Source organism: Pontibacter fetidus (assembly GCF_010119545.1).
Classification (GTDB): Bacteria; Bacteroidota; Bacteroidia; order Cytophagales; family Hymenobacteraceae; genus Pontibacter; species Pontibacter fetidus.
The window spans coordinates 145302-171955 of the sequence record NZ_JAAEAA010000001.1 but is presented as its reverse complement, the minus strand read 5'-3'; the positions used below and the strand labels follow the sequence as shown (position 1 = coordinate 171955).

The following is a 26654-nucleotide window of genomic DNA, read 5'->3' as shown; positions in this document are numbered from 1 at the left end:
TGTTAAATTGTTCTCCAACTATAGTTGTAACATTCTCCAAAATCTGGCGCCGGTATCCAACCGTTGACGCACAGTGGATGCGAGTCTCCAGACTCACTGGGTTATACTATAGTTTGAAGATAACACCGCAAAGATAATGCAAATTCAATCTATAATAAAAAAGACCTCACAGGTCTCTAAGACGCTGTGAGGTCAAACTCATAATAGATGTCATCTCGAGGAAAGGAGAAATCTATCTCAACTATAAGCTGTATAAGATTTCTCGTTTTGGCGCGCAATGACTATTCGACAATTAAATCTCCCCGTTCAGCACTTTATCTACCCAGCCTTTGCCCCATTCTTCGTGTTCCTGCTCGGTAAATAGTTCCGGGTAAAAAATGCGTTTCTGGAATTTTGGAGGCAGGTATTTCATCCAGTTGGTACCGCCGGTGGCTGCAATTACGTCTGGGTCGCGCTGCAGGTAACGCACTGCCGATTTGTAGTGCATCAATGGCCAGTTTACGTTTACATTACTGTCCAGGTCGCGCATCTGGCGTTTAAGCTTTTCGTTCTGCTGCTCCGCCTCCGGTAGTCGTTTGTACACGCTCCAAACGTTTTTGTTTTCGTATTCTTTTGCAAACGCGATCAGCTGCGTAGTATACTTCTCTTCAAACTGAACCAAGGTCAGGGTTTTGGCACCAGAGGCTACTTCGGTGGCGCCCTCTTTCCAGTAAATACAGCCTATCATTTCTTCCTGGGTGCTCTGTAAACCAAGGGCGGCGCGCTTATCTTTTGCTACCAGGTTGCGCAGGTCCGTAGAGGCAATTTCTATCATCCGGTACTGCGCCGACTGGAAACCACTGGCCGGCATCAGCGCCATCCTGAACTGCAGGAACTGTTTCGGGTCCATGCCATCTACCATCACATCAAACGAGTTGATCAGGTTATCGAAATAGCGGTTAATGCGCTTCAAGCGTTTAGTTAATACTTCAGCTGTAATAGCTTTGTCTTCACCAATTTGCCTGTACTCTTCCAGGCACAGCTTAAAGTAGAGTTCAGTTATCTGGTGGTACATGATAAATATCTTCTCATCCGGAATTGTGGTGCGCGGATTCTGAAGGCTCAGCAGCGTATCCAGGTGAATGTAATCCCAGTAATTCAGGAAATCGGTGTGGTAAAGGCCTTCCAGGTAAGCCGCCAGGTCCTGGCCCAAAGGCACATACTTTTGTTCCAGGCGCTTTAATTGTTCCAGCACTTCCGGTTTAAAGTTGTAGTCCATAGTTGGTTCTTTTGATGAGATGCACTTTAAAGCTACAAAGTAAGCAAAACTATAGTTTGCTACATGGCAAATTCTAAATATTATAACGGCTATGCTATATTTTACGATGCAGCACAGCAGAATAACTATAGATTAACTACATACTACACTACAAACTATAGTTTCAACGTGCGGCAACACGTTTTTATAGAGCAGGCAGCGGAATTGGTATAGCAAAGAAGCCGGTTCGTAGAAATAAGGCTAATTTATAGGTATGTTGCTAAAATAATGGGAGTTTATTCATAAATTTGGTTTCTACGATATTTTACTCATACGCTTACCTGTTATGGCCGAAAAAAGCAGTGTTTTTGATATGATTGGTCCCGTTATGATCGGTCCGTCCAGCTCCCATACAGCTGGTGTGGTTCGCATCGCAAGAGCTGCCATCCGCATACTGGGTGCAGCGCCCGAAGAGGCCATCATCACGTTCTATAATTCGTTTGCACGCACCTACGAAGGCCACGGCAGCGACCGTGCTATAGTTGCCGGCCTGCTTGATTTTAAAACAGACGACAAGCGTATAAAAGAAGCATTTGACCATGCCAAAGAGCGCGGCCTGAAGTATACCTTTAAGTCTGTTGGTAATGCAAGCACCATGCACCCTAATACCATTAAACTTAACCTGAAAGCGCAGGGCCGCGAAGTAGAAGTGGTAGGGCAGAGCCGTGGCGGCGGCGTGATACAGATAGTAGAGGTAGATGGGTTTACAGCCAGTTTTTCGGCTAACCTGCATACGCTTATTATTGATGCCGATGATAAGACGGGGAGTATAGCGCATATAGCTTCCGTAATTGCCCACGACGATTGTAACATTGCCACGATGAACGTATCGCGAAAAGGCAAGAACGAGCTCGCACGCCAGTTCATCGAAATGGATTCCGGCATTAAACCTATCACTTTAGAATACCTGAAACAGCTCAGTTGGGTAAAGCATGTGGTCTACATCCCGAACATTGATCTTTAACCGACCTATTATCACTGATAAACTATGAAGAAATCTACTAACCTGTTGCTGGCTCTTGCCCTGGGTTCAGCTTTGCTAACTGCCCCGGCTTTTGCCCAGGATAACCCCGGCACAGGCGGCTGGACATTGCGCGAAGCTATAGAATACGCCCAACGAAACAACCTGCAGGTAAAGCAATCGGGTGTAAACCGCGACCTTAACAAAATAGACCTGAACCAGTCCCGCATGGACCGTTTACCTGACCTGAACGGGAACGGTGGCTATAGTTTCAACACAGGTTCGTACCAAAACCCCGTAGACTTTAGCCTAAGCACCGAAAACTCCCAGACGGCAAATTTCCAGGCAAATACCTCGCTGCCGCTGTTCATGGGTTTTCAGCAGAACAACCTTATCAAACAGAATGTACTTGACCTGCAGGCAAGCGAGCAGGATATACTGGCGTTACAAAACGATATCACACTGCAGGTTATCACGTCTTACTTAAACGTTTTGTTTTCGGAGGAACTGATAAAAACTGCCGAACTACAGCGCAACACCACCCAACAGCAACTAAGCAGAACCAGGCTGCTTTTTAAAGCCGGTAGCGTAGCCGAGCTTGCCGTACTGGACCTAGAGTCGCAGCTGTCTACCGACGAGCTGGATATAATTAATGCTCAGAACCAGCGTGACATTGCCCGCTTGTCATTGATACAGCTTCTGAACCTGGAAAACGAGCAGGCAAAAAACTTTAACATTATTATACCTGAAGTACCGGAGCCTGATACAAAACCTGTGCTTACAGAACCTACAACGGTTTATGATGTGGCGTTACAAACGCAACCTGGCGTAAAAGCCGCCGATCTGCGCGTTTTAAGTGCCGATAAAGGACTGGCAATAGCGCGCGGTGCATATTATCCGAGAGTATCGTTGGCAGCAGGTTTAAGTACCCGTTACATAAAAGGAGGTCAACGTATTATCGGCACTGAAACAATATCGGGCAGGCAGGAACAAATATTTTACCTGGATAGAACCGGTAACGATAAGCAAACCTTCTACATGCCCTTTACTTTTGAGCAGCCTATCTCTGAGAACAGCAACATCATAAACCAGTTCCAGGATAATATCAACAAGTTTGTAGGCGTCAATGTCAGCATTCCGGTGTTTAACGGATTTCTGGCCCGCAACAATGTGCAGCGTGCTAAACTGGGCCAGGTTAATGCTAAAATAAACGCTGATATAGAGCGTAACCAGCTACGCCAAACGATAGAGCAAGCTTATGTAGATGCACTGGCAGCACAGCGTAAGTATACAGCTGCAAAACAGCAGGTTACCGCCCTCGAAAAGAACTATAAAAATGCGGAGCTTCGCCTGAATAGCGGTGTAATCAATACCGTAGATTTTTTAGTGATCACGAGCAACTACCGCAGAGCCCAATCTAATTTAATACAAGCCAAATACGAGTATACTTTTAAACTTAAGGTACTGGACTTTTACCAGGGTAAAGAAATCTCATTATAAGAAACTATGGCAGCCAAAAAATCAAAAAAGCTCATCCCCATTTTAATTACTGTACTTGTTGTAGCTATCATTTTTATAGTTGTAGCCAAAAAAGCCGGCTGGATAGGTAAAGAAGAAGGTGTGGAAGTGGTGCTGTCTGATGCAAAGAAGACAGAGATTATCGAAAAAGTAAGCGCATCTGGTAAAGTACAGCCTGAAACAGAAGTAAAAATTAGCCCGGACGTATCGGGTGAGATTATAGAACTGAACGTGGAAGAGGGCGACTCGGTAGTGAAAGGCCAGTTGTTGCTTCGTATCCGACCTGATAATTACCAGTCGTTTGTTGATGCGCAGCAGGCCACTGTTAACTCATCCAGAGCGCAGCTGTCGCAGGCAAGAGCCCGACTGGCACAAGCCCAGGCCAATCAACTGCAGGTAGCGCAGGCGTATGAGCGAAACAAGAAACTATACGACCAGAAAGTAATCTCAGAAGCCGAATTTGAGCAGAGCAGAGCCGCTTATAACTCGGGTCGCCAGGAACTGGAATCGTTGAAGCAAAGCATACGTGCTGCCGAATTTGGCGTGCAGAATGCCCAGGCATCGTTAAAAGAAGCCCGCGAGAACCTGAACAAAACTACTATTTATGCCCCGGTTAGCGGCACCGTTTCTAAACTGAACGTAGAGCGCGGCGAGCGTGTGGTTGGTACATCGCAAATGGCTGGTACCGAAATTATGCGTATTGCCAACCTGAACAACATGGAAGTACGCGTAAACGTGAATGAGAATGACATTATACGCGTAGCGCTCGGCGACTCGGTTATAGTGGAAGTAGACTCTTACACAACCCGCGACGAGAAGTTTAAAGGTGTAGTTACGGCCATTGCCAACACAGCCAAAGACGCTGCCACCCTGGAAGCTGTAACTGAATTTGAGGTACGCATCCGTTTACTGAACGAATCATATGGCCACCTGGCTAAAAAGAATCCGCGCCCTTTCAGACCGGGTATGACGGCTTCGGTTGATATTATTACAGAGCGTAAGAACAATGTACTGTCGGTGCCTTTATCGGCGGTTACTACGCGTGCTGAGGAAGAGAAGAAACCAAAAATGAACGAGGCCAGCACGGGAGAGCAAACCGAAGAGGAAGAAGAAAAACGCCCGGCTGTAAAACTGGACGAGATCGTATTTTTGTACGACGCGGCTACCAACACGGTTAAGGCTCAGAAAGTAACCACTGGCATCAGCGACTTTGATAATATCGAGATTATCAGCGGAATTAAAGCTGGTCAGAAAGTGGTATCTGGGCCGTTCAGAGCGGTATCTAAAACACTGAAAGATAAGAGCAAAGTTACCGTAAAAGATGCAAAGGATATCAGCAAAACAGACGCTGGTAAAGACGAAGAAGAAGAGCAAGAATAACGAATTCATTTTGGAAAAAATAGCTGTAATAGGAGGGGGAAGTTGGGCAACGGCACTGGTAAAGATCCTTTCCGAAAACAAATCGCAGGTACATTGGTGGATGCGCAACAAAAACGATGTGCAGCACCTGGTAAACTATAAGCACAACCCCCGCTACCTGAGTGGCGTGCAGTTTGACCTGAACTATGTAAAACCAAACCCGGACCTGCAGGCCGTAGTAGCTGCCGCCGACTGGGTAATACTGGCTGTGCCAGCCGCTTTTGTGCAGGAAGCTATAGTTGGGCTGCCTAAAGATGCCTTGGAGGGTAAAGTTATAGTTTCGGCTATAAAAGGTATGATACCGGATGAGAACATCCTGATAACCGAGTATGTAGAGCAGCACTTTAATGTGCCTAACAGCCACCAGTTGGTAATTGCCGGTCCGTGCCATGCCGAAGAAGTTGCCCTCGAGAAGCAGTCTTACTTAACTATAGGCTCGCACGACATTAGCACAGCCGAGCGATTTTGTGAGCTGCTGCGCAACCGTTATGTAAAAGCCAACCCACTTGATGACCTGGACGGCATTGAGTATTGCGCCGTGATGAAGAACATTATTGCCCTGGCCTGTGGTATTGCCCGCGGCCTGAACTATGGAGATAACTTCCAGGCGGTGCTGGTATCTAATGCCATGTTCGAGATTGAGCGTTTTTTAGATGCCATTATGCCATTGCACCGTTCGCTGAGCGGCTCCGCTTACCTCGGCGACTTACTGGTTACAGCTTACTCGCAGTTCAGTCGCAACCGCACGTTCGGTAACATGATAGGCCGTGGCTATACTGTAAAATCGGCGCAGGTAGAGATGAACATGGTGGCCGAAGGTTATTACGCCGTGAAAAGCATTTACGAGCTCAACAAAAAGCTGAACGTGGTCATGCCGATCACGAATGCCGTGTACCTTATACTTTACGAGAAGATTTCGCCGGGAGTGGAGTTTGAGATTTTGAAGGAGAAGCTGAAGTAGAAGCTATAGTTATAGTGTAGTAAAAGGACTTGGATACTATTATACACTAGTAGTGTGCAACGAAATTAGAACTATACTTTAAAATGCATATTAACTCTAAAATAAGCTTGCCCACTATTTCGACCTTCCTTTTACTTATTAGCTTCGGCTGTGGTAAAAAAGAAGAAGTTACATGTATTGATGATTGTATGGAGTCATACTTGGAACAAAATGAGATGGTCAGCTATAAAGGTGAAGAAGTAGGCTGTAAGTTCTTTTTGAGTTTGTATGAGTACCAAAACAAGCAATATTATGTGTTAGATAGCCATTGTTCTGATGTGGCAATTAACCCTACTGACTGTAATGGCAACACCTTGTGCGAAACCGGGAATGAAAAGGAATGCAATGAGTTTTTTAAAAAGACAAAGTATATAGGTATAGTTGGAATTAAGCCATAAATCACCACACACAATAACTTCTATAGCACATAAACGCACTATAGTAGGTACGTTAAGATCAAAAGTACATCATGCTTCTAATTTTACACCTTACTTAGGTAACTCAAACGACCAACTTTATGGAAGATCCACAAAACGAAAGAGATAACGCTACTGCTGATAGCACAATTCCGAAAGTGACAGGCATTGGCGGCATCTTCTTTTTTTCAGACAACCCGGAGCAAACACGGGAATGGTATGCCCAAAACCTTGGATTTGATGTGGATCAGTGGGGCTCAACCTTTGCTTCCCGAAACGCTGACCGGCCCGAAGAAATTAACTACCTGCAGTGGAGCGCATTTAAAACCGGGGATGCCTATTTCTCTCCGTCCCAGAAAGATTTCATGATCAATTACCGTGTTCAGAACATAGAAGGATTGGTTAGCAAACTCACAGAAAATGGGGTAACTGTACTCGACGAGATCACGACCTATGACTACGGTAAATTTGTGCATATCCTGGATGCTGAAGGCAACAAGATAGAACTATGGGAGCCGGTAGATGCTGCTCTGAAATAAACCGGCTTGTACAGCAGATACAAAAATTAGAAAGCTATAGTTAAACTATAAATACTTCCGAAACTATACCTAAACGCAGCACCTTGCAACTATAAACTATATCAATTTAAGCTTTTGTGTTATAGTTAAGGACTGATGTTATAACGGCTATTTATTTTCGGGGCTACTACCATTCAGGAATCAAAATATTCTCTAATTTTCCGCCACTTTCCAATCACAAATTCAACCTTTTATGAAAAAAAAATTACTCCTGAGCCTGCTTGGCCTTGGCAGCTTTTACACGGCAAATGCGCAGGTTGCCGATTCTACTAAAACAGCGCCACCTGTTGTAGAAAATGTAGCAGACAACTATAAACCGGTGCGCTTCTTACTGGGCGGTGCCTTTGAGTTTGGCGGCGATGAGGTAGGTACCGTTACGTTTACCAATGGCGATGAGCAGTCGATAAGAGCAGGGCAGGGCGTAGCTATTGCGGTAGGTGCCGAGTTTCAGTTCCGGAAACTGGAGCAACTGCGTTTGCGTGCAACAGTTGGCTATAAATACGTAACCACTGCCGCCGACAATGTCCATATCCGGTTAACCCGCGTGCCCCTGCACTTTACAGCAAACTGGATGGCTACCGAAAAGCTGAGATTTGGAGCAGGCATTGTAAAACACCAGGCTGTAAAATTAAACACAGATGGTCTTAAAGATATGAATGGTAATTCTGGTAATGCAACGTATGATGCCAGCACCGGCGCTATTTTCGAGATCGCGTATAGCGGCATCGGCATTTCATATACCATCATGGACTATACCGACAAGGATAACTTTACGTACTCGGCTAATTCCTTTGGTATAACGATAAGCGGCGTACTGCCTAAACGTAAATAACTTACAAATACCACCTGGATACTTTATGGTAAAAGTAGTTTGCGCCATTATAGAACATAACGGCAATGTGCTGCTAACACAGCGCAGCTCCAGCATGGCACAACCACTATTATGGGAGTTTCCGGGTGGTAAAATAAACGCCGGTGAGTCGGAGACTGATGCGTTGATACGTGAAATAGAGGAAGAACTGAACCTGCTTATAGTTCCCCACCAACGGCTCACCCCAGTCGTTCATAGCTATAGTTCTAAAACTATAGAATTGATTCCGTATACCTGCGAATTGCAATCCGGTGAAATAAGTTTGGCTGAGCACATGGCCTATAGTTGGGCAACTATAGATGAGTTGCTTAACTATAGTTGGTGCCCCGCCGATGTACCAATCGTAGAAGAATATATTCGCTTGAAACGTCAGGTATAAATTTACCTCCCCCTGCCCCCTCCTAAAAACAGGATGGGGTAATATAAAAATTAAAGCTAATCATTTTGATAGTGGGACTCCTTCCCCTGTTTTTAGGGGAAGGCTGGGAAGGGGTAATGCTCAACCCAAGCAACTTCCCTGATTTAGCCCTATCTTTGCAGTATGGCACAACTCCCGGAAACTTTTGAAACCCGTATGCAGCGAATTTTAGGCGCTGATTTCCCAGACTTTCAGCAGGCTTTGCAACAAACGCCACCTGTCAGTATCCGGGTTAACAAACAAAAGTATACCGCAGACCTAAACCTCTCAAAAGTGCCCTGGACTGATACGGGCTATTACCTGGCAGAGCGGCCATCCTTTACCTTAGACCCACTGTTGCACGCCGGCGCATATTATGTGCAGGAAGCAAGTTCCATGTTTGTGGAGCAGGCGCTAAAACAAACTATAGATTTGGATCAGCCGCTGCATGTATTAGACCTGTGCGGCGCACCTGGCGGTAAATCAACACACCTGGCCAGCCTGATCTCTAAAGATAGTTTACTGGTCTCAAATGAAGTGATAAAAAACCGGGCATCTATACTTGCCGAAAACATAGCCAAATGGGGTACGGGAAATGTACTGGTAACTAACAACGATCCGCGCGATTTTGGAAGGCTACCGGAGTTCTTTGATGTGATGGTAGTGGATGCGCCATGCAGTGGCGAAGGTATGTTTCGGAAAGACCCGCAGGCAGTGGAAGAGTGGTCGGAGGAGAATGTGGTTCTTTGCGCCAGACGCCAGCAACGAATATTATCTGAAGTATGGCAAGCCCTGAAACCGGGGGGCATTTTAATTTATAGTACCTGTACCTGGAACGAAGCCGAGAACGAAGAGAACATGGCCTGGCTTGCCGAGCAGGAAAATGCCGAAAGTATAAAACTCAATTTTGATACCGGATGGGGGATTGTGCGTTCTGAAATGTTGGGCGTGGAAGGTTATCGTTTTTACCCGCATGCCGTGCAGGGCGAAGGCTTCTTTTTAGCTGTGATGCGTAAAGCCGGACAGGCAGAAGAAGAGAGCTATAGCACAGGCAAAAAAAAGAAGTATAAATTACAGGAAGCCGGCAAAAAAGAGAAAGCGCTGGTACAAAACTGGGTACTAAATCCGGAAGACTTTGCCTGGATACAGCACAACGAAACCATCTTTACCATACCCCAAGACCTGTTTGAGGCAGCCGACGAAGTATACCAGAAACTATATGTGGTGTATGGTGGCACGCAGGTAGCAGAAGTAGCAGGTAAAAAAGTAAAACCACTTCAACCACTGGCTTTATCGCAATACCTTAACAAAGCAGAATTCAACACCTTTGACCTGGACCTGGAACAGGCAATCCGTTATTTGCGCAAAGAAGACATCAACCTGGGCACAAACGGTTCGGACTGGGTGCTGCTACAATATAAAGGCTTTCCGTTGGGCTGGGCAAAACAGATCGGCAACCGCATCAATAATTACTACCCAAAAGAGTGGCGCATCCGGATGGACCTGCCAAATGAGTTGCCAGAAAAGTCTGTATTGGAGTAAACCATAGTTTGATTTAACTAGAACACAGTTGTCATCTCGACGAAAGGAGAGATCTATTCAAAATTCATAATAGATTTCTCACGCTGTTCGAAATGACAATAAAGAAGAAAGCCGATGCAACTATAGTTTGCACCGGCTTTTTAATTATAGCAAGGTTAACTTTTTAACCTTCTAACTTCCAAACTTTCTAACTATAGTAGCTTTATAACTATAACTTACTCTACAAACAGCACAAGCCCTTTCAAATACTCACCTTCCGGGTGAAAGATGGAGATGGGGTGGTCCGCGGGCTGGGAGAGATGGTGCATTACTTTTATATTACGACCGGCCTCAATAGCCGCTGCCATTACCGTGTTGTTAAACAGGTATTTATCTACTACCTGCGAGCATGAGAACGTGAAAAGTATACCGCCCGGCTTAATCTTTTTCATGGCCTCGGCATTCAGGCGCTTGTAGCCCATCACGGCATTGTGGCGCACCTTCTGGCTCTTGGCAAAAGCAGGAGGGTCCAGCACGATCAAATCATACAAGTCTTCCTTGCCTTTTAAGAAATCAAACGTATCCACGGCATAGGCTTCGTGGCGCTCAGGCGCGCTGCTCAACTCCCCGTTTTTTATAGTCAGCTCAATTGCCTTTTTAGATACATCCACAGAGTGCACCAGTTCGGCGCCGGCATTTAAAGCATACACCGAGAAACCACCTGTATAGCAGAATGTGTTCAGTACTGATTTGCCTTTAGAATAACGGGCAAGCAGCTCGCGGTTCTCGCGCTGATCTATAAAGAAGCCAGTCTTTTGCCCGGTTTCCCAGTCTATAAAGAACTTATTGCCATTTTCAGTTACTACTACGCCACCTTCCGATTCACCAAACAGGTAACCATTAACAGCACCCGGTACAGACTTCTGTGGCAGTGACTCAGCACTTTTATCGTACACCGCACGCAGCTTAGTGCCATAAATTTCCTGCAAAGCTTTAGTTACAAATTCGCGCACATTATACATGCCCAGCGAGTGTGTCTGCACTACGGCGGTATCTTTATACATGTCCACGATAAGGCCCGGCACGCCATCGCCTTCGGCATAGATCAGGCGGTAAACATTTGTTTCAGGGTTATCAATTAAGCCTAATCGGTTGCGGTAATCGTAGGCCTGCTGCACTTTGCTCTTCCAGAAACTATAGTCTGGTTCTACCTGCTCAAACGAAAAGATACGAACGGCAATAGAACCCAGCGCATAATGGCCCATCCCCAGAAACTCGCGCTTACTGGAGTAAACCTCCACAATTTCGCCTTCTTCCGGCTCACCATCTGCCTTGCGAATAGCCCCCGAAAATACCCAGGGATGTAAACGTTTAAGTGAGTTCTCCTTGCCCGGAGCCAGGTATAATTTAATAAAAGACATTTCTGATTGTTAATTGATGATTGCTACTTGCCCATACTAGCTCAAGTATAAGCAAACAGCAAAGGTAGGCAATTCAGTTCTATAAGTATATAAGACCGGAATAGTCAGGGCAGTTAAACTATAAACTATGGAAATTACATTTTCAGGAAACCGAGACTTACCAGTTGCTGGTATAACTTCTGAACAGGCAGGCCAACTACATTAAAGTAAGAACCTTCAATCCGCTCGATGCCTATTTTACCGATCCATTCCTGTATGCCGTAAGCGCCAGCCTTGTCGTAAGGTTTATAGGTGTTAATGTAATAGTCTATCTCTTCGTGGCTAAGCTGCTTAAAGTGTACTTTAGTAATGTCGTGAAAAATGTCTTTGATATCACGGGTAAGGATACAAACGCCTGTAATTACCTCGTGGCTGGTGCCGGAAAGTGCGCGGAGCATCTCATAAGCTTCCTGGTAATTGCTGGGTTTGTTAAGTACTTTATCGCCAAGACAAACAATGGTATCAGCCGTCAGCAAAATATGGTCCGCCAGGTCTTCAAAATACTGATCTGCTTTGTGCGATGCTAAAAATTCGGCGATCTCTTCGCGTTTCAGTTCAGAAGGAAAATCTTCTTCAACGTCTTTTACATGCACATCAAACTTCAGGCCCAGTCCGGTGAGCAATTCCTTCCGGCGAGGCGAGTTAGAGGCAAGCAGCAGGGGCCGTGATAAATTCATCTTCTTTGATCGAGCTAAATAAAAATCCGCAGATAACCTTTGGGTAAAAGAACGTTGATTTTTGCGGCATAATGGCACCACTGTAACATACGCGTTTTACTTGATCCATGCTGACATCGTTGGTAATAAGGGCAAGGCGCGAAGCACCGGTATCTACCTGCCGGATACAAGCTGTAAAATTACGCTCGTAGCTCAGGCGGCTATAGTTACGCTGTAATTCGGGGTCTATACCTAATACGCGCTGGAAAATAAAATAGTGCATCACAGTCAGGTCCAGGTCTTTTACTTCCTGTGGCACATCCCAATCTATCAGGTGGTGTACTTCCGGCTTCAGGCGTAGTTTATAAGCGTTGCCAGACAAGTATAAACCAAAGGCCCATTGCTTTCCAACTATAACCTCATTCAGTTCCACCGGGTCTTCTTTCGGAGTTATGGTGAAGTAGGCTTCCAGGCGTTTCAGAAATTCCTCATCCGATATATCTATCTGCTGAAGCACACGGTGCGTCGGCAAAATACGCAAATCATCGGCTTCCGTATTGGTCAGGTACATGAGGTGGTAATTGTAGGCCTCATAACCGGTATGCGAGGGGTTCTGTGCTGTCATGCGTTTGCGGTATTCCAGCGAGCCTTCGTAACGGTGATGCCCATCTGCCAGCAGTACCTGTTTTTCGCTCAGCACATCCATAAACTGCTGCATCACGTCATGGTCGTGTATCACAGCCAGCACATCGCGTACGCCCTGGTAATCTTCTGTTTCGTAGATCGGAGATTTTATACTTTCATCCATATACTGTTCCAGTATAAACTCCGGATCAGTATACAAGCCATGGGTGGCACTGCTGTTCAGTTCTGTTTTAGCGAGCAGGTCAATGCGGTCGTTTACAGCGCTTGGTATCGTATTTTCATGGCGGAGCAGCACGCGTTCGCTCCAGTCGTAGGCTTTTATATGGCAGATAAATCCTTTGCGACAATATTCCTTTTGCTCGCCGGGCAGCTTAAAATACTGGTAGTACACATAAATGCCCGGCAGCGGATCCTGGGCGATTATCCCTTTTTCTTTCCATTGCTGTAGCAGTTCAGCGGCTTCGTTGGCGGGCTGTGTGCCACGCGGCACGGATAAATGGATGCTGTTATACGGATTCTGGTATAAGGCTTCGCGCTGCTTTGCCGATACCACATCAAACAGCGGAGACGTGAGTGCCTCAATTTTATGGTCCAGGAAATGACTATAGCGCCAGGCTTTTAAGGGTAATATCTCGGCCATGTTATGGGGTAAGGAAGTATAGATTTTTGTTACTCAAAGTTGCCTAACGCATTACGGCGCCAAACGTTTAAGGTGCCAGTTGTTTTCCTGCAACTCATACACAATGCGGTCGTGCAAGCGGTTTGGGCGGCCCTGCCAGAACTCTACATGGTCAGGTGCCAAAATAAATCCGCCCCAGTGCTCAGGTCTTGGTATTTCTGGTAAGGCTGCAAATTTAGAAGTATAGGCTGCATCTGCTTTTTCAAGTTCTTCGCGGCTTTCTATTTGTTGGCTTTGCGGCGATGCCCAGGCCCCGATCTGGCTGCCTACTGGCCTGCTGTGGAAATAGGCATCGGAAACCTCGGCAGATACTTTTTCTATCTTACCTTCTACGCGCACCTGGCGCTCCAGTTCCGGCCAGAAAAATGTGAGCGATGCAAACGGATTTTCCTGCAGGTCGTGCCCTTTGCGGCTGCTATAGTTGGTAAAAAAAACAAACCCATTAGTGGTTACATCTTTCAGCAAAACTACGCGTGCAGATGGCCTTCCGGACTTATTTGCCGTAGAAAGCACCATAGCAGTAGGCTCATTGGCTTCGGCAGCAATTGTTTCTTCCATCCAGGCCTTAAACTGGGTTATTGGGTCGTTGGCTACAGATGCTTCCGTGAGCGATTCCATAGCGTAATTTTTGCGGATAGCCGCTATATTTGGTAACAAAGACATAAGCTACATCGGTTTTGCCAAAATTATAAAAATATCCGCTGTAGTACCAATTTAGTTGTAAAGCTATAGTTAAGGCTTTTGACACGGTTACTATACCTAAAGCTACAAATACCCGTAGTGCATTACCTATTACTACAAAGCATACTTTGCGTTATAAATAAAGGCGCATTATGTAACTCTAAACAGGGTAAAAAGAGTACAACAAAAATACCTAAACAGACTTAATGATGATGGAAGAAGCAAGGTTGACAAAGCCTCAGAGTGGCAGTATACTTATCTCAGAACCCTACCTTGGCGATCCTAATTTTGACCGCTCGGTGGTGCTGTTGTGCAACCATAACGAAGCAGAAGGTACGTTTGGGCTTGTACTTAACCGTTTATCCAACCTCAAGCTCTCGGATGTGGTGGATATTTACAACGATACCTTTGATGTAACGCTGGGCATTGGCGGTCCGGTGCAATACAACACCCTGCATTACATACACCGGTTGTCCAATTTACCGCAGGCTGTAAAACTAGGCGAGGACCTGTACTGGGGTGGCGATTTTGAAATGCTGCGCACCATGATCGGCTCAGGTATAGTTACTTCTGCCGATATTCGTTTCTTTTTAGGCTACTCTGGCTGGACGCCGGGACAATTGCAGGAAGAGATCGATAAAAATGTTTGGATAGTAAATAACAATGCTGTGAATAAATTGTTTAATTTAGAGGCAGATACTCTCTGGCGAAGCATCCTGCGCCAGATGGGGGGCAAGTATAAGGTTTTGTCGAATTATCCGGCAGACCCTCGCCTGAACTAATGTTATTACGTCGTAAACTTATCCGTAATCATGACTACAGAAAATAAGGATCTGGACACTACCGGAGCTGAGGTTAACAAACCTGAGAATCAAAATGCAGCTGATGAACAGAAGCAACCTGAATCGCCGCAACCTATTGCTGAAAACATTCCTGCTGAGGCCAATGCGGTTGAGCAAAACCCAGAGGCCTCCGAGAACGAGGTTCCGAAAGAAGAGCAGCCGGAAGTAAATCCTGAACTGAAGACACAGGAAGAGGCAGTAGCTACTGAAGAAATCACAACTGCATTTACAGAAGCTAATACCAATGTTACCGATGTTGCTGTCACAGCCACAACTATAGCTCCGGAAAACCAGGCCACCGAAATCACACCTCAACTGCCTGTAGCAGATGCACACCCTAAGGCAGTTAGCCCTGCAGAGCATGATGAGGATGAACTGGAAGAAGACGACCATACAGACTATAGCCAGCTATCGATAAATGAACTAAGAACCCTGCTGACCACTACTCTGAAAGGCGGCGACCTTCGCAAAAAACATAAAACTATAAACGAGCTGCAACGCTATTACGACCTGCGTTTCCAGGCGGAGAAAGCTGAAGCGCTTGACCGTTTTAAGCAGGAGGGTGGTACTGACGAAGATTTTGATTACCATACTACACCCGAGCACCAGGACTTAGAAAAACTGCTGACCACCTACCGCGACAGCCGCCACCAGGAACGCCAGCAAACCGAAGAGCAACGTCAGAAAAACCTGGAGCGCAAGCAGGAATTACTGGCCCGCCTGCGCGAACTGGTAGAGTCTTCGGAGACCAAAAGCAGCAGCGATGAATTAAAACGCATACAGGCCGAATGGAAAAGTATAGGCCCCGTTCCAGCTGGCGCAACCCAGCAACTATGGGATTCTTACCACGCCCTGCTCGATATCTTTTATAACAACCGCAGCATCTTTTACGAACTGAAAGAACTGGACCGCAAACGTAACCTCGATGCCAAGCTGCAGTTGATAGAACGCGCAGAGGCTTTAGAGAACGAGCAGTCTATCAACAAAGCGTTGGAAGAGTTACGCCACCTGCACGAGGAGTGGAAAAATATTGGCCCTGTACCAAACGACCAGCGAGACCCGATCTGGGAGAAGTTTATTCAGGCGTCTGAAAAAGTACATACCCGCCGCAAAGCTTACCAGGAAGACCGCAAAGTACATGAAATGCAGAACCTGGAGAAGAAGCGTGGCTTGCTGGAGCGCCTGCAGGCTTACCAGGGCTTTACTACAGACCGCATAAACGAGTGGCGCGACAAGACCGATGAGATACAGAAGTTAAAAGAAGAGTGGGATGCCGCCGGATTGGTACCGAAAGAATATGCAGAGGATATAAACAAGAATTTTTGGGGTAACTATAAAGCTTTCTTCCAGCACAAGAACCAGTTTTTTAAAGGGCTTGATGAGCAGAAAATGCAGAACCTGCGACTTAAAACTGAGCTATGCGAACAAGCCGAAAGCCTGAAAGATAGCACCGACTGGAACGCGACCAAAGAAAAACTGATACAGCTGCAGAAGAAATGGAAAACGATAGGCCGTGTGCCGGATAAGTATTCCGATAAAATCTGGCAGCGTTTCAGAAGTGCCTGCAACGAGTTTTTTGACAAAAAACAGGCACAGGAACAAAGCCGCACTGCCGAACTTGAAAAGCTGTCTTCTGAAAAGATGGAGCTGACGGACAGGATTTCTGAAAAGATATCACAGCCTACAGAACCAGCCTCGCTGGAAGAGTATGAACAGTTTGTTAGCCAGTGGCGTGCCCTTGACCAGAACAACCAGCGTAGCAGCCCCAAAGTAGAGGAGAAGTTTATTGCCCTGATGGAAAGTTACCTGGAACGTGTACCTGGCCTTAGCCCTGAAGAGCGTGCTGAAATGGTTGTGAAACTGCAGGTAGAGCGCCTGAAGAGCAGCCCTGATGCAGCACAAAAGCTGCAGCATAAAGAGCAGGGCATACGCCGTGAGATTACGCAACTGCAAAACGATATACAAACGCTACGAACCAACATCGAGTTTTTTGCCCGTTCAAAAAATGCCGACAAGCTGCGTGAAGAGTATGAAGGCCGCATTGCAGATGCCCAGCATCGTATAGATCAGCTAAACCGTCAGCTAAAGGCTTTCAGAGGCTAATTTTTTATACCTGACATTCAAAACATTAGGCTAAACCTATAAAAAAAGTTGCAGTAGGTATTTGCAGATTTCAAAATAGAACATACCTTTGCAACGCTTTAGAACACTAAGGCACACCAGAGTAAGCCTCCATAGCTCAGCTGGTAGAGCAACTGACTTGTAATCAGTAGGTCGTTGGTTCGATTCCGACTGGGGGCTCACCTCAAAAAGCACATGTTTGTACTACATGTGCTTTTTAATTCAAACATAAGTACAAGCCTCCATAGCTCAGCTGGTAGAGCAACTGACTTGTAATCAGTAGGTCGTTGGTTCGATTCCGACTGGGGGCTCATACCCCGAAAGCCTTCAGAAACTTCTGAAGGCTTTTTTGTTTCTAAACCTGTCCAATTCCCGTTCTATGATATGTCAGGTTTAATCCTTTATTTTGACTTCTGATCTCAACGGTATCGCGCTATATGCAACTTATAGAAGTAAACACCCCGGAACTTGAAAAAGATTTTCTGCAGGTTCAGCTAAACCTCTACAAAAAAGACCCGAACTATATCCGACCTTTGGATAAGGACGTACTCAACGTGTTTGATCCGAAGAAAAATAAATTACTTAAGGACGGAGAGGCTATACGCTGGATACTGAAAGACGACAAAGGTAAACTGATCGGCCGCGTGGCTGCCTTCATAAACCCTAAAACCTCTAAGGGCGGTGACCAGCCAACCGGTGGCATGGGGTTTTTTGATTGCATTGATAACCAGGAAGCTGCCAATATGTTGCTTGATGCGTGCAAAAACTGGTTGCAGGAGCGTGGCATGGAAGCCATGGATGGCCCTATAAACCTGGGAGACCGCGATAAATGGTGGGGCCTGCTGATAGATGGCTTTTACCCGCCAAACTATGGCATGCACTATAACTATCCGTATTATCAGCGCCTGCTTGAGAACTATGGGTTTGGTTTATACTTTAAACAGTATACCTATTACCGCAAGGTAGATGATGAGCTTCCGGAGAAGTATTATGAGAAAGCAAAGCGTATTTTAGCTGACCCTGCCTACCGTTTTGAGCATATGGTAAAGTCAAACCTGCCAAAGTATACTGAAGACTTCAGAACGGTTTATAACAAAGGGTGGGCAAAACACGAAGGCGTAAAACCAATGACCGAAGCACAGGCTGGAGCCGTCATGAAATCATTAAAGCCGGTTATTGATGAGCGCATTATGTGGTTTGCTTACTATAACGATGCACCTGTCGGTTTCTTTATTGCCATACCAGAGCTGAACAAATTGTTTAAGTATGTAAACGGGAAAATGGATTTGTGGGGTAAGCTTAAACTAGTATACCACCGCTGGAGAGGCGCAGGATCAACTATGTACGGCATTGTGTTTGGTATAACCCCGGAGCACCAGAGCAAAGGTGTAGAAGCTGCCATGATTGTGGAAGCAGGAAAGCTGATTCAGAACAACCCAAGCATACCTTATGTGGACCTGCAAATGAACTGGATAGGCGATTTTAACCCAAAAATGATGCACTTGGTAGAGCAGATCGGAGGCCGCATTTACAAAACACACGCTACTTTCCGCTACCTCTTTGACAGAACAAAAGAATTTAAGCGGATGCCGGTAATTAAATAAGGCCTGGCAGGTCTAGTTTTGGGTCAAAGGCCCTTCGCGTCAGGTCTTCCCATTCCCAACCGGTTTTATCTATGATCGTTTTTAGATTACATCGCCGGTAGGCTATTTGCGCTACTTCGTTACCGGATGGTTGCTTTAGGGGTATACCAGCTTTATGTAATTCAGATACATCGAGGGGAGGCGCGGGAGCTTCACTTACCTCTACAAAGGTAGACCCTATCGTTTCGATATAGCTGGTTAAGGCCTTCCGTAAAGGCAGCATAAATTCCTTGTCAGGGCGTTTGTCTTCATCAACGTATAGGTACAGTGTGCTGAGTAATTCATCAAGCATCACCACATTTAAAAGCAGGCTGTTTTCTTTCCGGACATGGTGGTAATAGAACAGCACAGGATAGGCAAGGTGCATCTGGCCCTGATGCACCAATTGATCCTCTAAGCCTTTAAACTGGGTGTTTAGCATCTTAAAATCATTTCCATTCCAGTTACTGATCAAAATGGACTGCACACTATAGCCTATCGATGCAATCCGGATGCTTAATGAACGGCGCTTAGTAACTGCCTCCAGCACAGGTACCATATACGTTATAGCTATCGTTATAAATATCAGCCCGGAGAAAGAGATCACGGAAGCGTATATTTTCCATAAATCAGAGCCACCAATAAAATCGCCGTTCCCCATCGTAGATAGCGAATAGCCAGTGTAGTAAATGCGTTCAAAATTATCGGCTGGTTGGTTTGTTTCACTTTTTACTACTGCCCTTGGGTCCGAAATAAAAATTAGCGCATTGCCTGCCCAAAGCATCAATACCCAACTACCAACAGTGGCAATAATTATGATAATACCCACCCAGGTTAGCAGCACCTGCGACCGAAAAAACTTACTTATTTTTTTAAAAACATTCCAGATCCCTTTGCTTAAGATATTACTTACAGGGCCAGCGCCACGCGCCGATAGTGTCGTGTAAATCAGGTCGTAAATGGTCAGTAAAATCAAACCAATTCCACTGGCAGCAAGCAGAATATTTTGCATCTAATTTTTAAGTGTGGAGTTTTGCATCTGACATTATACCTTTACTTGTAACAGCAGGTTGTTCAGCGCATTGCTATAGTTTGGCTATGCTGTTCGTATACTTATGGATTCACTTACACAAATTGTATTAGGAGCCTCGGTTGGCGAAGCTATACTTGGTAAAAAGTTAGGGAACAAAGCACTTTTATGGGGCGGTATAGCCGGCACCATTCCGGACCTGGATGTACTGGCCAGCCCGCTGCTGGATATGGTAGGTGAGTTGAGTTTTCACCGTTCAGTTACGCATTCCTTTCTGTTTGCTATAGTTGTTTCGCCGTTGCTGGGTTTGTTGCTGAAAAAGCTATTTAAAAATAATGAAGCTACCTGGCAGGAGTGGGGCTGGCTGTTTTTCTGGGGCTTTGTAACACACGCTTTGCTCGATAGCTGTACTACCTGGGGCACACAGCTTTTCTGGCCATTCAGTAACTATGGCGTCGCGTTTTACAACATTTTTGTTATTGATCCGCTTTATACATTGCCTTTTCTGGGTTTGGTACTTGCTGCTGCTTTTTATCCAAAATCAAATCCTGCACGCCGGTTGCTAAACTATACTGGCCTGGCCATTAGCACGGCATATCTGCTTTTTTCATTTGGGGCTAAGGCGGCTGCCAACAAGGTATTTGAGCATAACCTTACACGGCAAGGTATAAACTATAGTTCCTATATCAGTAAGCCTACTCCGCTCAATACTATTTTCTGGTCTGTTACTATAGAAGCTAACAATGGATTTTATCACGGGTTCTATTCGCTTCTTGACAAAGATGATACAGTAAACTATAGTTTTGAGCCTCAGAATACACACCTGCTTGCACCTTACCTAGGAGACGAAAAACTAAGCCGTTTACTCGAAATCACAAAAGGGTACTTTACGGTTAAGCCTGCTGCAAAAGGAATTTATATCAATGACCTTCGCTTCGGCAAGTTTGATGACTGGAGAAAAGAAGGCGGCGGGTATGTGTTTGTCTACCACGTCTGGAGAAACCCCGACGGCACATTAAGTTTTAAAGAAATAAACAACCGGCCTAAGTTAGATAAAGGTTACTTCCAGGACTATTGGGAACGTATTAAAGGAATTTAAAAGAAAAGAGCAGGCCAATAACCTGCTCTTTTCTTTAGAAGAATTTATCAAAGTATAGAATGGTTAATCAGAACTATAGTATTTAGTTGGTATAAAAGGTTTAAATACAAAAGCTGGGTATCTTTACACTATACTGTTAGGTAATTAATTCTTTAAATCAGACACAATAAAATAAGTATAAGATGAATAATAACAGATGGGCTTTAACAGGCCGTAAAGCTATAGTTACTGGTGGCTCAAAAGGCATTGGAGAAGCAACCGTAAAAGAATTTTTAGAACTTGGAGCTGACGTGCTGGCAGTAGCCAGAAATCGTGAGGACCTGGAAAAACTGCAGAACAACGCTACAGGTAACCTACATACGCTTGTGGCTGACATGAGTACCTCCGAAGGCCGTGAGCAGTTACTGAATTGGGTGAATACCAACTGGGGAGCGCTGGACATACTGGTAAACAACGTAGGAACAAACATTCGCAAGCCTACCGCTGCCTATACTTCCGACGAGTATGATTTCATCATGAATACGAATCTTCGATCTGCTTTTGAGCTAAACCGTTCTATGTATCCGCTTTTAAGCAAATCAGCCCAGGGCAATATCATTCATGTTACTTCGGTGGCCGGGCTTACGCATGTGCGCACTGGCAGTGTGTATGGCATGACCAAAGCAGCTCTCACACAGCTTACCAGAAACCTGGCCGCCGAATGGGCACCGGATAACATCAGGGTAAATGCGGTTGCACCCTGGTACATCAGTACACCGCTGGCTCAGACGGTGCTGCAAAACGAAGAATTTTACAACAATGTGATCAACCGTACTCCTTTAAAAAAAATTGGTAAACCGGAAGATGTGGCTGGTGCTGTTTCGTTTCTGTGCATGCCTGCTGCCGCATACATTACCGGGCAAACTATAGCCGTAGATGGCGGATTTACGATCAATGGTTTTCATCCGCAGTAAATGTTTATTTTTAGCTATAAAACGCGTAAAAGTATGCTTGTAAATAGTGGTTTTTCTGCACAAAAAAGTGTAAATTTGTATGTTTAGGATATGGGAGTAATCATAAAACTCGTTGCTCTCTAAAACCCCGACAAATGGCTATAAACCGAACCCTGATTCTCTTCTTTATTTCCCTAATCGCTTTATCAGTTTCATCCTGCAGGCCTGCCTGTCCTATTATGCAATGCAACGTGCGCATGGTGCACCCGCATGGCGAAGGCATTTACAGAGGCGTGCCCATATGGAAAAAACAAAATATGAAGTATGGGGAGAAGGTAAAAATTAACAAAGAAAAACAGAAGCGGAATGAGAAGGATAAAAGCCAAAATAAGAACTAAACTATATAGAGCAATGGCTATTTTTAGTTAAATTGCCTGCTATTACATTTATCAAACAAATTATTTATACTTCGAAACATGACTGAAGGCGAAAGAATAATACCAATAAACATTGAGGACGAAATGCGTGGCGCATACATCGATTACTCAATGTCTGTTATCATTTCGAGAGCCTTACCTGATGTTCGGGACGGATTAAAGCCGGTGCACCGCCGCGTGCTTTATGGTATGTCTGAACTGGGGGTATCGTATAACAAACCATATAAAAAATCAGCCAGGATAGTAGGAGAGGTACTGGGTAAGTACCACCCACACGGCGACTCTTCGGTATACGACACTATGGTGCGTATGGCCCAGGAATGGTCGTTGCGCTACCCGCTGGTAGATGGCCAGGGTAACTATGGCTCGATAGACGGTGACTCGCCGGCTGCCATGCGTTACACCGAAGCCCGTTTAAAGCGTATCGCCGATGAGTTGCTGAACGACCTGGACAAAAATACAGTAGACTTTGTACCTAACTTCGATGACTCGCTGAAAGAGCCGAGCGTTATGCCAGCCAAATTCCCGAACCTGCTGGTAAACGGAACATCTGGTATTGCAGTAGGTATGGCCACTAACATGGCACCGCATAACCTCACCGAAGTTATAAACGGCATTATAGCCTACATCGATAACCGCGAGATTACCATTGCAGAGCTGATGCATTACATTACGGCACCAGACTTCCCGACCGGTGGTATCATTTACGGGTACGATGGGGTTAAATCGGCATTCGAAACAGGCCGTGGCCGCGTGTTAATGCGTGCCCGCGCAACATTTGAGACAACCTCAACCGGTAAGGAGCAGATCATTGTAACGGAAATCCCTTACATGGTAAATAAAGCTACGCTGATCGAGAAAACAGCTGCCCTTATCAACGAAAAGAAAATTGAAGGCATTTCGGATCTGCGTGACGAGTCTGACCGCGATGGTTTGCGCATTGTGTATGACCTGAAGCGTGATGCCATCCCGAATGTTGTACTGAACAACCTGTACAAGTATACAGCCCTGCAATCTTCGTTTGGTGTTAATAATGTGGCCCTGGTTAAAGGCCGCCCAATGACGCTGAACCTGAAGGACCTGATCCATCACTTTGTTGAGCACCGCCACGAGGTAGTTATCCGCAGAACGCAGTACGAACTGGATGAAGCGAAGAAACGTGCCCACATCCTGGAAGGCTTGCTGATAGCGCTGGATAACCTGGACGAAGTAATTAACCTGATCCGTTCGTCGCGCGACCCTGAGATTGCACGAAATGGTTTAATGGAGCGTTTTGCGCTTTCTGAAATTCAGGCCCGTGCTATATTGGATATGCGTTTACAGCGCCTTACCGGCCTGGAGCGTGATAAAATTCAGGCAGAGTATCAGGAAATCATGAAACTGATTGATTACCTGACGTCTATTCTGAATGACGAGGGACTGCGTATGCAGATCATCAAAGACGAACTGGCTGAAATTAAGGAACGTTACGGCGATGTGCGACGCACCAGTATTGAAGCCAGCACAGGCGATATCTCTTACGAAGACATGATACCGGAAGAGAACATGGTGATCACCATTTCGCATGAAGGGTATATCAAGCGTACGTCACTAAGCGAATACCGTAGCCAGAGCCGTGGTGGGGTTGGTTCAAGAGGTGTTGCTGCATCTAAAGAGACTGATTTTACTGAGCACCTGTTTGTGGCGAGTACGCACAACTATATGTTGTTCTTTACAGAGTTTGGTAAAGTATTCTGGCTTAAAGTATACGAGATTCCGGAAGGAGGGAAGACGACCAAAGGACGTGCCATCCAGAACATTATCCAGATCGAAAAAGAAGATAAAGTTCGTGCGGTCATCAACATCCACGATCTGAAAAACCAGGACTACATTCTGAACCATAACCTGGTATTTATTACCGAGAAAGGTACGATCAAGAAAACGATACTGGAGTCTTACTCACGCCCAAGAACTAACGGTATAAACGCCATAACTATAAACGAAGGCGACCGACTGCTGGACGTGCAGCTAACAACCGGTAACAGCGAAATAATTATTGCACTGGAGTCGGGGAGAGCGATACGCTTTAACGAAACACAGGTTCGCCCGATGGGTCGTAATGCTGCCGGCGTAAGAGCCGTAACACTTGCCGGACCAGAAGATAAAGTTGTTGGTATGGTTTGTGTAGAAAGCAACGAGACCGAACTGCTGGTTGTATCTGAGAACGGTTATGGCAAGCGCTCTATACTGGATGAGTATCGTATTACCAACCGCGGCGGTAAAGGTGTAAAAACCCTGAATGTAACTGAAAAGACAGGCAAACTGGTAGCCATCAAAGGGGTGATCGATACAGACGACCTGATGATCATAAACCGTTCTGGCATCACGATCAGGCTGAATGTTTCGGAAATTCGTACAATTGGCCGTGCTACGCAGGGTGTGCGCCTGATAAAGCTGAACGAAGGTGACCAGATATCGTCGGTTGCTAAAGTGGAGATGAGTCCGGAAGAAGAACTGGAAGAAGCTGTACTGGAGCAATCGGAATTGACGCCTGAGGAAACTTTACAACCAGACGTAATGGTAGATCCTGAAACAACAGAGGAATCATAAACCTCTGCAGGTCAGGAATTTATTTGCTTTCAATTAACGTTAAATAACTATTACAAACCTTTCATAAACACGCATGAAAAAAGTACTCTTAACTGCCCTGGCTGCCGCTACCATTTCTGTGGCAAGCGCTCAGAATTCGGCTGTGAACAGTGCCATTCTTAACCAGAAAAATGGTACACTGGATAAAGCACAGACAGAGATTGACAAAGCCATTTCGCACGAAAAAACAAAAGATAAAGCTAAGACGTGGTTTACGCGTGGTACTATTTACCAGGATATTATCGGTCATCCGATCTATGGTAAACTTGCTACTGAAAAAACGCCAACTATAGTTATCGAATCTTATAACAAGACGATTGAGCTGGATGGTAAAGATGGCCAGTATGGCAAGCAGGTGCCGGCACGTATGGAGCAGCTGTATGGGGTAGTTTTAAACCAGGCAGTAGAGAACCACAACAACCAGGTGTGGGACAAAGCAATAGAGAACTATGAGCTGGCGCTTAAAGTAAAGCCAGGCGATACTACTGCGCTGAAGTATGGTGCTTATGCCGCTATTAACGCTAAAGACTATAAAAAAGCGTTAGGTTTCTTTGATACTTTGATTAAAACTGGTCAGGCTGGCGAAGATGTATATAAAACAAAAGTGCAGTTACTGCAGGAGTCAGAAGCATCTGATGAGCAGGTAATGGCTGCACTGGCAGAAGGCCTGAAAGCACATCCGAACAGCGTATACATGATGCAGGAAGAACTGCGTTATTACCTGAAGAACAACCGTGCAGACGAAGCGCTTTCTAAATTAGAAAAAGCAATCGAAAAAGACCCTAAAAATGCGAGCCTTTATGCCGTATTAGGTAACCTGCAGGAGAAAAAAGGTAACTTGGACGGTGCGTATAAGAGCTACCAGAAAGCAATTGAAGTAGATCCTAAAAACTTTGATGCTTATTATAACCTGGCAGTACTTGAGTTTAACAAAGGCGTAAACGTTGCCAAAAAAGCCGAGAAAATGGACTACGCCACATACCAGAAAAAAGGTAAGGCTGTAGAAGCAGAGGCTAACAAATATTTCCAGGCATCAGTACCATATTTCGAGAAAGCAATTGAGATACAGCCAGAAGACCAGGCTGCACTTAAAAACCTGTTATCAGTTTATACACGCTTAGGTCGTAAGGCTGATGCGGACAGAATAAGCAAAAGACTAAAGTAATTTTTAGTTAACCACATAAAGAGGGAGGCTCAAAAGGCTTCCCTTTTTATATGCCTCAAACACTACTTAACATAATATAAATTATAAGACTGATTTATACTTTGTAAATAAGTGTCACTGATAATATACTTTATGTTAAATAGCAGCTTATTTTAAAAGAATCTATAGTTTCGGAAACTAACATACGATTTGGTTATTAAATAGCTTAATACATTAACGCTGTAGCATAAAGCTATTCTATAAATTGAATTTGAATTGTTTACACAACGTTGCTTTACTGTTTGTCGTGGCTGGCAATGCTTGTGTCGGATGGTTATAGTTTGTTAGTAGCGTTTGATTATATTTAAACTATACCAAAGCTATAGATTTATGAAATGCCCAGCCTGTAACGAAACGCTTCTGATGAGCGATAAAAACGGAGTTGAAATTGATTATTGCCCGAAATGCCGTGGTATCTGGTTAGATCGTGGCGAACTGGAAAAGATCATCGAACGTTCCGGTGATCACTATTCTAAAAAGGAAAATTACGAGTCGGATTATAAGCGCTATGGTTACGACAAGTATGGCCGCGAGAACAAGCATCCGCATAAAAAGAAAGAATCTTTTTTAAGTGATCTGTTTGATTTTTAGTACATAAAAAAACCTCTGCTTCATAAGGCAGAGGTTTTTTTATAGTTTA

25 protein-coding genes and 2 tRNA genes are annotated in these 26654 nt (G+C 45.1%); 21 read left to right on the top strand and 6 right to left on the bottom strand.

The window, feature by feature from the left end; all coding sequences use genetic code 11:
• Window positions 1-292: 292 nt before the first annotated feature.
• Window positions 293-1258: a tryptophan 2,3-dioxygenase family protein gene (locus GWO68_RS00755; protein WP_162344483.1), complete on the bottom strand. Its 966-nt coding sequence runs from the start codon at window positions 1256-1258 to the stop codon at window positions 293-295.
• Between the two features lie 63 nt (window positions 1259-1321).
• Between GWO68_RS00755 and GWO68_RS00750 the strand changes: the two genes are divergently transcribed.
• The 10 genes from GWO68_RS00750 (at window position 1322) to GWO68_RS00705 (ending at window position 9999) form a co-directional block, all read left to right on the top strand.
• Window positions 1322-1471 carry a hypothetical protein gene (locus GWO68_RS00750; RefSeq protein ID WP_162344482.1) on the top strand — a complete coding sequence of 50 codons (150 nt, stop codon included), beginning with the start codon at window positions 1322-1324 and terminating at the stop codon, window positions 1469-1471.
• A 112-nt stretch (window positions 1472-1583) separates the two neighbouring features.
• On the top strand, window positions 1584-2261 hold the full coding sequence (gene sdaAB, locus GWO68_RS00745; RefSeq protein ID WP_162344481.1) for an L-serine ammonia-lyase, iron-sulfur-dependent subunit beta: 678 nt from the start codon (window positions 1584-1586) through the stop codon (window positions 2259-2261).
• 24 nt (window positions 2262-2285) lie between these two features.
• On the top strand, window positions 2286-3758 hold the full coding sequence (locus GWO68_RS00740; RefSeq protein ID WP_162344480.1) for a TolC family protein: 1473 nt from the start codon (window positions 2286-2288) through the stop codon (window positions 3756-3758).
• Between the two features lie 6 nt (window positions 3759-3764).
• Window positions 3765-5156, top strand: coding sequence for an efflux RND transporter periplasmic adaptor subunit (locus GWO68_RS00735; protein ID WP_162344479.1), 1392 nt, complete (start codon window positions 3765-3767; stop codon window positions 5154-5156).
• Window positions 5098-6156 (top strand): NAD(P)H-dependent glycerol-3-phosphate dehydrogenase, encoded by a 1059-nt coding sequence (locus tag GWO68_RS00730; RefSeq protein WP_162344478.1) that lies wholly within the window; start codon window positions 5098-5100, stop codon window positions 6154-6156. Before GWO68_RS00735 ends, GWO68_RS00730 begins: the two co-directional genes overlap by 59 nt.
• A gap of 83 nt (window positions 6157-6239) precedes the next feature.
• Complete coding sequence (locus GWO68_RS00725) at window positions 6240-6593, top strand: DUF6970 domain-containing protein (protein ID WP_162344477.1); 354 nt, start codon at window positions 6240-6242, stop codon at window positions 6591-6593.
• Between the two features lie 119 nt (window positions 6594-6712).
• Window positions 6713-7150, top strand: coding sequence for a VOC family protein (locus GWO68_RS00720; RefSeq protein WP_162344476.1), 438 nt, complete (start codon window positions 6713-6715; stop codon window positions 7148-7150).
• A gap of 232 nt (window positions 7151-7382) precedes the next feature.
• On the top strand, window positions 7383-8021 hold the full coding sequence (locus GWO68_RS00715) for a hypothetical protein (protein WP_202923620.1): 639 nt from the start codon (window positions 7383-7385) through the stop codon (window positions 8019-8021).
• A 25-nt stretch (window positions 8022-8046) separates the two neighbouring features.
• Window positions 8047-8439: a (deoxy)nucleoside triphosphate pyrophosphohydrolase gene (locus GWO68_RS00710; RefSeq protein ID WP_162344475.1), complete on the top strand. Its 393-nt coding sequence runs from the start codon at window positions 8047-8049 to the stop codon at window positions 8437-8439.
• 162 nt (window positions 8440-8601) lie between these two features.
• Window positions 8602-9999 (top strand): methyltransferase RsmF C-terminal domain-like protein, encoded by a 1398-nt coding sequence (locus GWO68_RS00705; RefSeq protein ID WP_162344474.1) that lies wholly within the window; start codon window positions 8602-8604, stop codon window positions 9997-9999.
• A gap of 215 nt (window positions 10000-10214) precedes the next feature.
• Here the strand turns inward: GWO68_RS00705 and GWO68_RS00700 are convergent, their stop codons facing one another.
• The 4 genes from GWO68_RS00700 to pdxH form a co-directional block, all read right to left on the bottom strand.
• Window positions 10215-11399 (bottom strand): class I SAM-dependent rRNA methyltransferase, encoded by a 1185-nt coding sequence (locus GWO68_RS00700; protein WP_162344473.1) that lies wholly within the window; start codon window positions 11397-11399, stop codon window positions 10215-10217.
• Window positions 11400-11533: 134 nt separating this feature from the next.
• Window positions 11534-12115: a Maf family nucleotide pyrophosphatase gene (locus GWO68_RS00695; protein WP_162344472.1), complete on the bottom strand. Its 582-nt coding sequence runs from the start codon at window positions 12113-12115 to the stop codon at window positions 11534-11536.
• Window positions 12081-13379: a DUF1015 domain-containing protein gene (locus tag GWO68_RS00690; RefSeq protein ID WP_162344471.1), complete on the bottom strand. Its 1299-nt coding sequence runs from the start codon at window positions 13377-13379 to the stop codon at window positions 12081-12083. The genes GWO68_RS00695 and GWO68_RS00690 overlap by 35 nt, the downstream gene beginning before the upstream one ends.
• A gap of 51 nt (window positions 13380-13430) precedes the next feature.
• Window positions 13431-14081, bottom strand: a complete 651-nt coding sequence (pdxH, locus tag GWO68_RS00685) for a pyridoxamine 5'-phosphate oxidase (protein ID WP_162344470.1) — start codon at window positions 14079-14081, stop codon at window positions 13431-13433.
• Window positions 14082-14305: 224 nt separating this feature from the next.
• Here pdxH and GWO68_RS00680 point away from each other — a divergent pair, with 224 nt between their 5' ends.
• The 5 genes from GWO68_RS00680 (at window position 14306) to GWO68_RS00660 (ending at window position 18666) form a co-directional block, all read left to right on the top strand.
• Entirely contained in the window at window positions 14306-14881 is a 576-nt protein-coding gene (locus GWO68_RS00680; RefSeq protein ID WP_317164472.1) for a YqgE/AlgH family protein, read from the top strand.
• A gap of 30 nt (window positions 14882-14911) precedes the next feature.
• The gene (locus GWO68_RS00675) at window positions 14912-17044 is read left to right on the top strand and encodes a DUF349 domain-containing protein (protein WP_162344469.1); all 2133 of its coding nucleotides are present in this window, start codon (window positions 14912-14914) and stop codon (window positions 17042-17044) included.
• Between the two features lie 125 nt (window positions 17045-17169).
• Window positions 17170-17242 (top strand) — tRNA-Thr (locus GWO68_RS00670).
• 58 nt (window positions 17243-17300) lie between these two features.
• A tRNA-Thr gene (locus GWO68_RS00665) sits at window positions 17301-17373 on the top strand.
• A gap of 126 nt (window positions 17374-17499) precedes the next feature.
• A complete protein-coding gene (locus GWO68_RS00660; protein WP_162344468.1) occupies window positions 17500-18666 on the top strand; it encodes a hypothetical protein in 1167 nt (388 codons plus the stop codon).
• Here GWO68_RS00660 and GWO68_RS00655 read toward each other — a convergent pair.
• A complete protein-coding gene (locus GWO68_RS00655; RefSeq protein WP_162344467.1) occupies window positions 18659-19696 on the bottom strand; it encodes an ion channel in 1038 nt (345 codons plus the stop codon). The genes GWO68_RS00660 and GWO68_RS00655 overlap by 8 nt on opposite strands.
• 103 nt (window positions 19697-19799) lie before the next feature.
• On the opposite strand from GWO68_RS00655, the gene GWO68_RS00650 reads away from it, so the two are divergent.
• From GWO68_RS00650 to GWO68_RS00625, 6 genes are all read left to right on the top strand, one after another.
• Complete coding sequence (locus tag GWO68_RS00650) at window positions 19800-20813, top strand: metal-dependent hydrolase (protein ID WP_162344466.1); 1014 nt, start codon at window positions 19800-19802, stop codon at window positions 20811-20813.
• 182 nt (window positions 20814-20995) lie between these two features.
• Entirely contained in the window at window positions 20996-21766 is a 771-nt protein-coding gene (locus tag GWO68_RS00645) for an SDR family oxidoreductase (protein ID WP_162344465.1), read from the top strand.
• A gap of 134 nt (window positions 21767-21900) precedes the next feature.
• Entirely contained in the window at window positions 21901-22143 is a 243-nt protein-coding gene (locus GWO68_RS00640) for a hypothetical protein (RefSeq protein ID WP_162344464.1), read from the top strand.
• Window positions 22144-22221: 78 nt separating this feature from the next.
• On the top strand, window positions 22222-24771 hold the full coding sequence (gene gyrA, locus GWO68_RS00635; RefSeq protein ID WP_162344463.1) for a DNA gyrase subunit A: 2550 nt from the start codon (window positions 22222-22224) through the stop codon (window positions 24769-24771).
• A 73-nt stretch (window positions 24772-24844) separates the two neighbouring features.
• The gene (locus tag GWO68_RS00630; RefSeq protein ID WP_162344462.1) at window positions 24845-25975 is read left to right on the top strand and encodes a tetratricopeptide repeat protein; all 1131 of its coding nucleotides are present in this window, start codon (window positions 24845-24847) and stop codon (window positions 25973-25975) included.
• A 369-nt stretch (window positions 25976-26344) separates the two neighbouring features.
• Complete coding sequence (locus tag GWO68_RS00625; RefSeq protein ID WP_162344461.1) at window positions 26345-26605, top strand: TFIIB-type zinc ribbon-containing protein; 261 nt, start codon at window positions 26345-26347, stop codon at window positions 26603-26605.
• The last annotated feature ends 49 nt before the right edge of the window (window positions 26606-26654 follow it).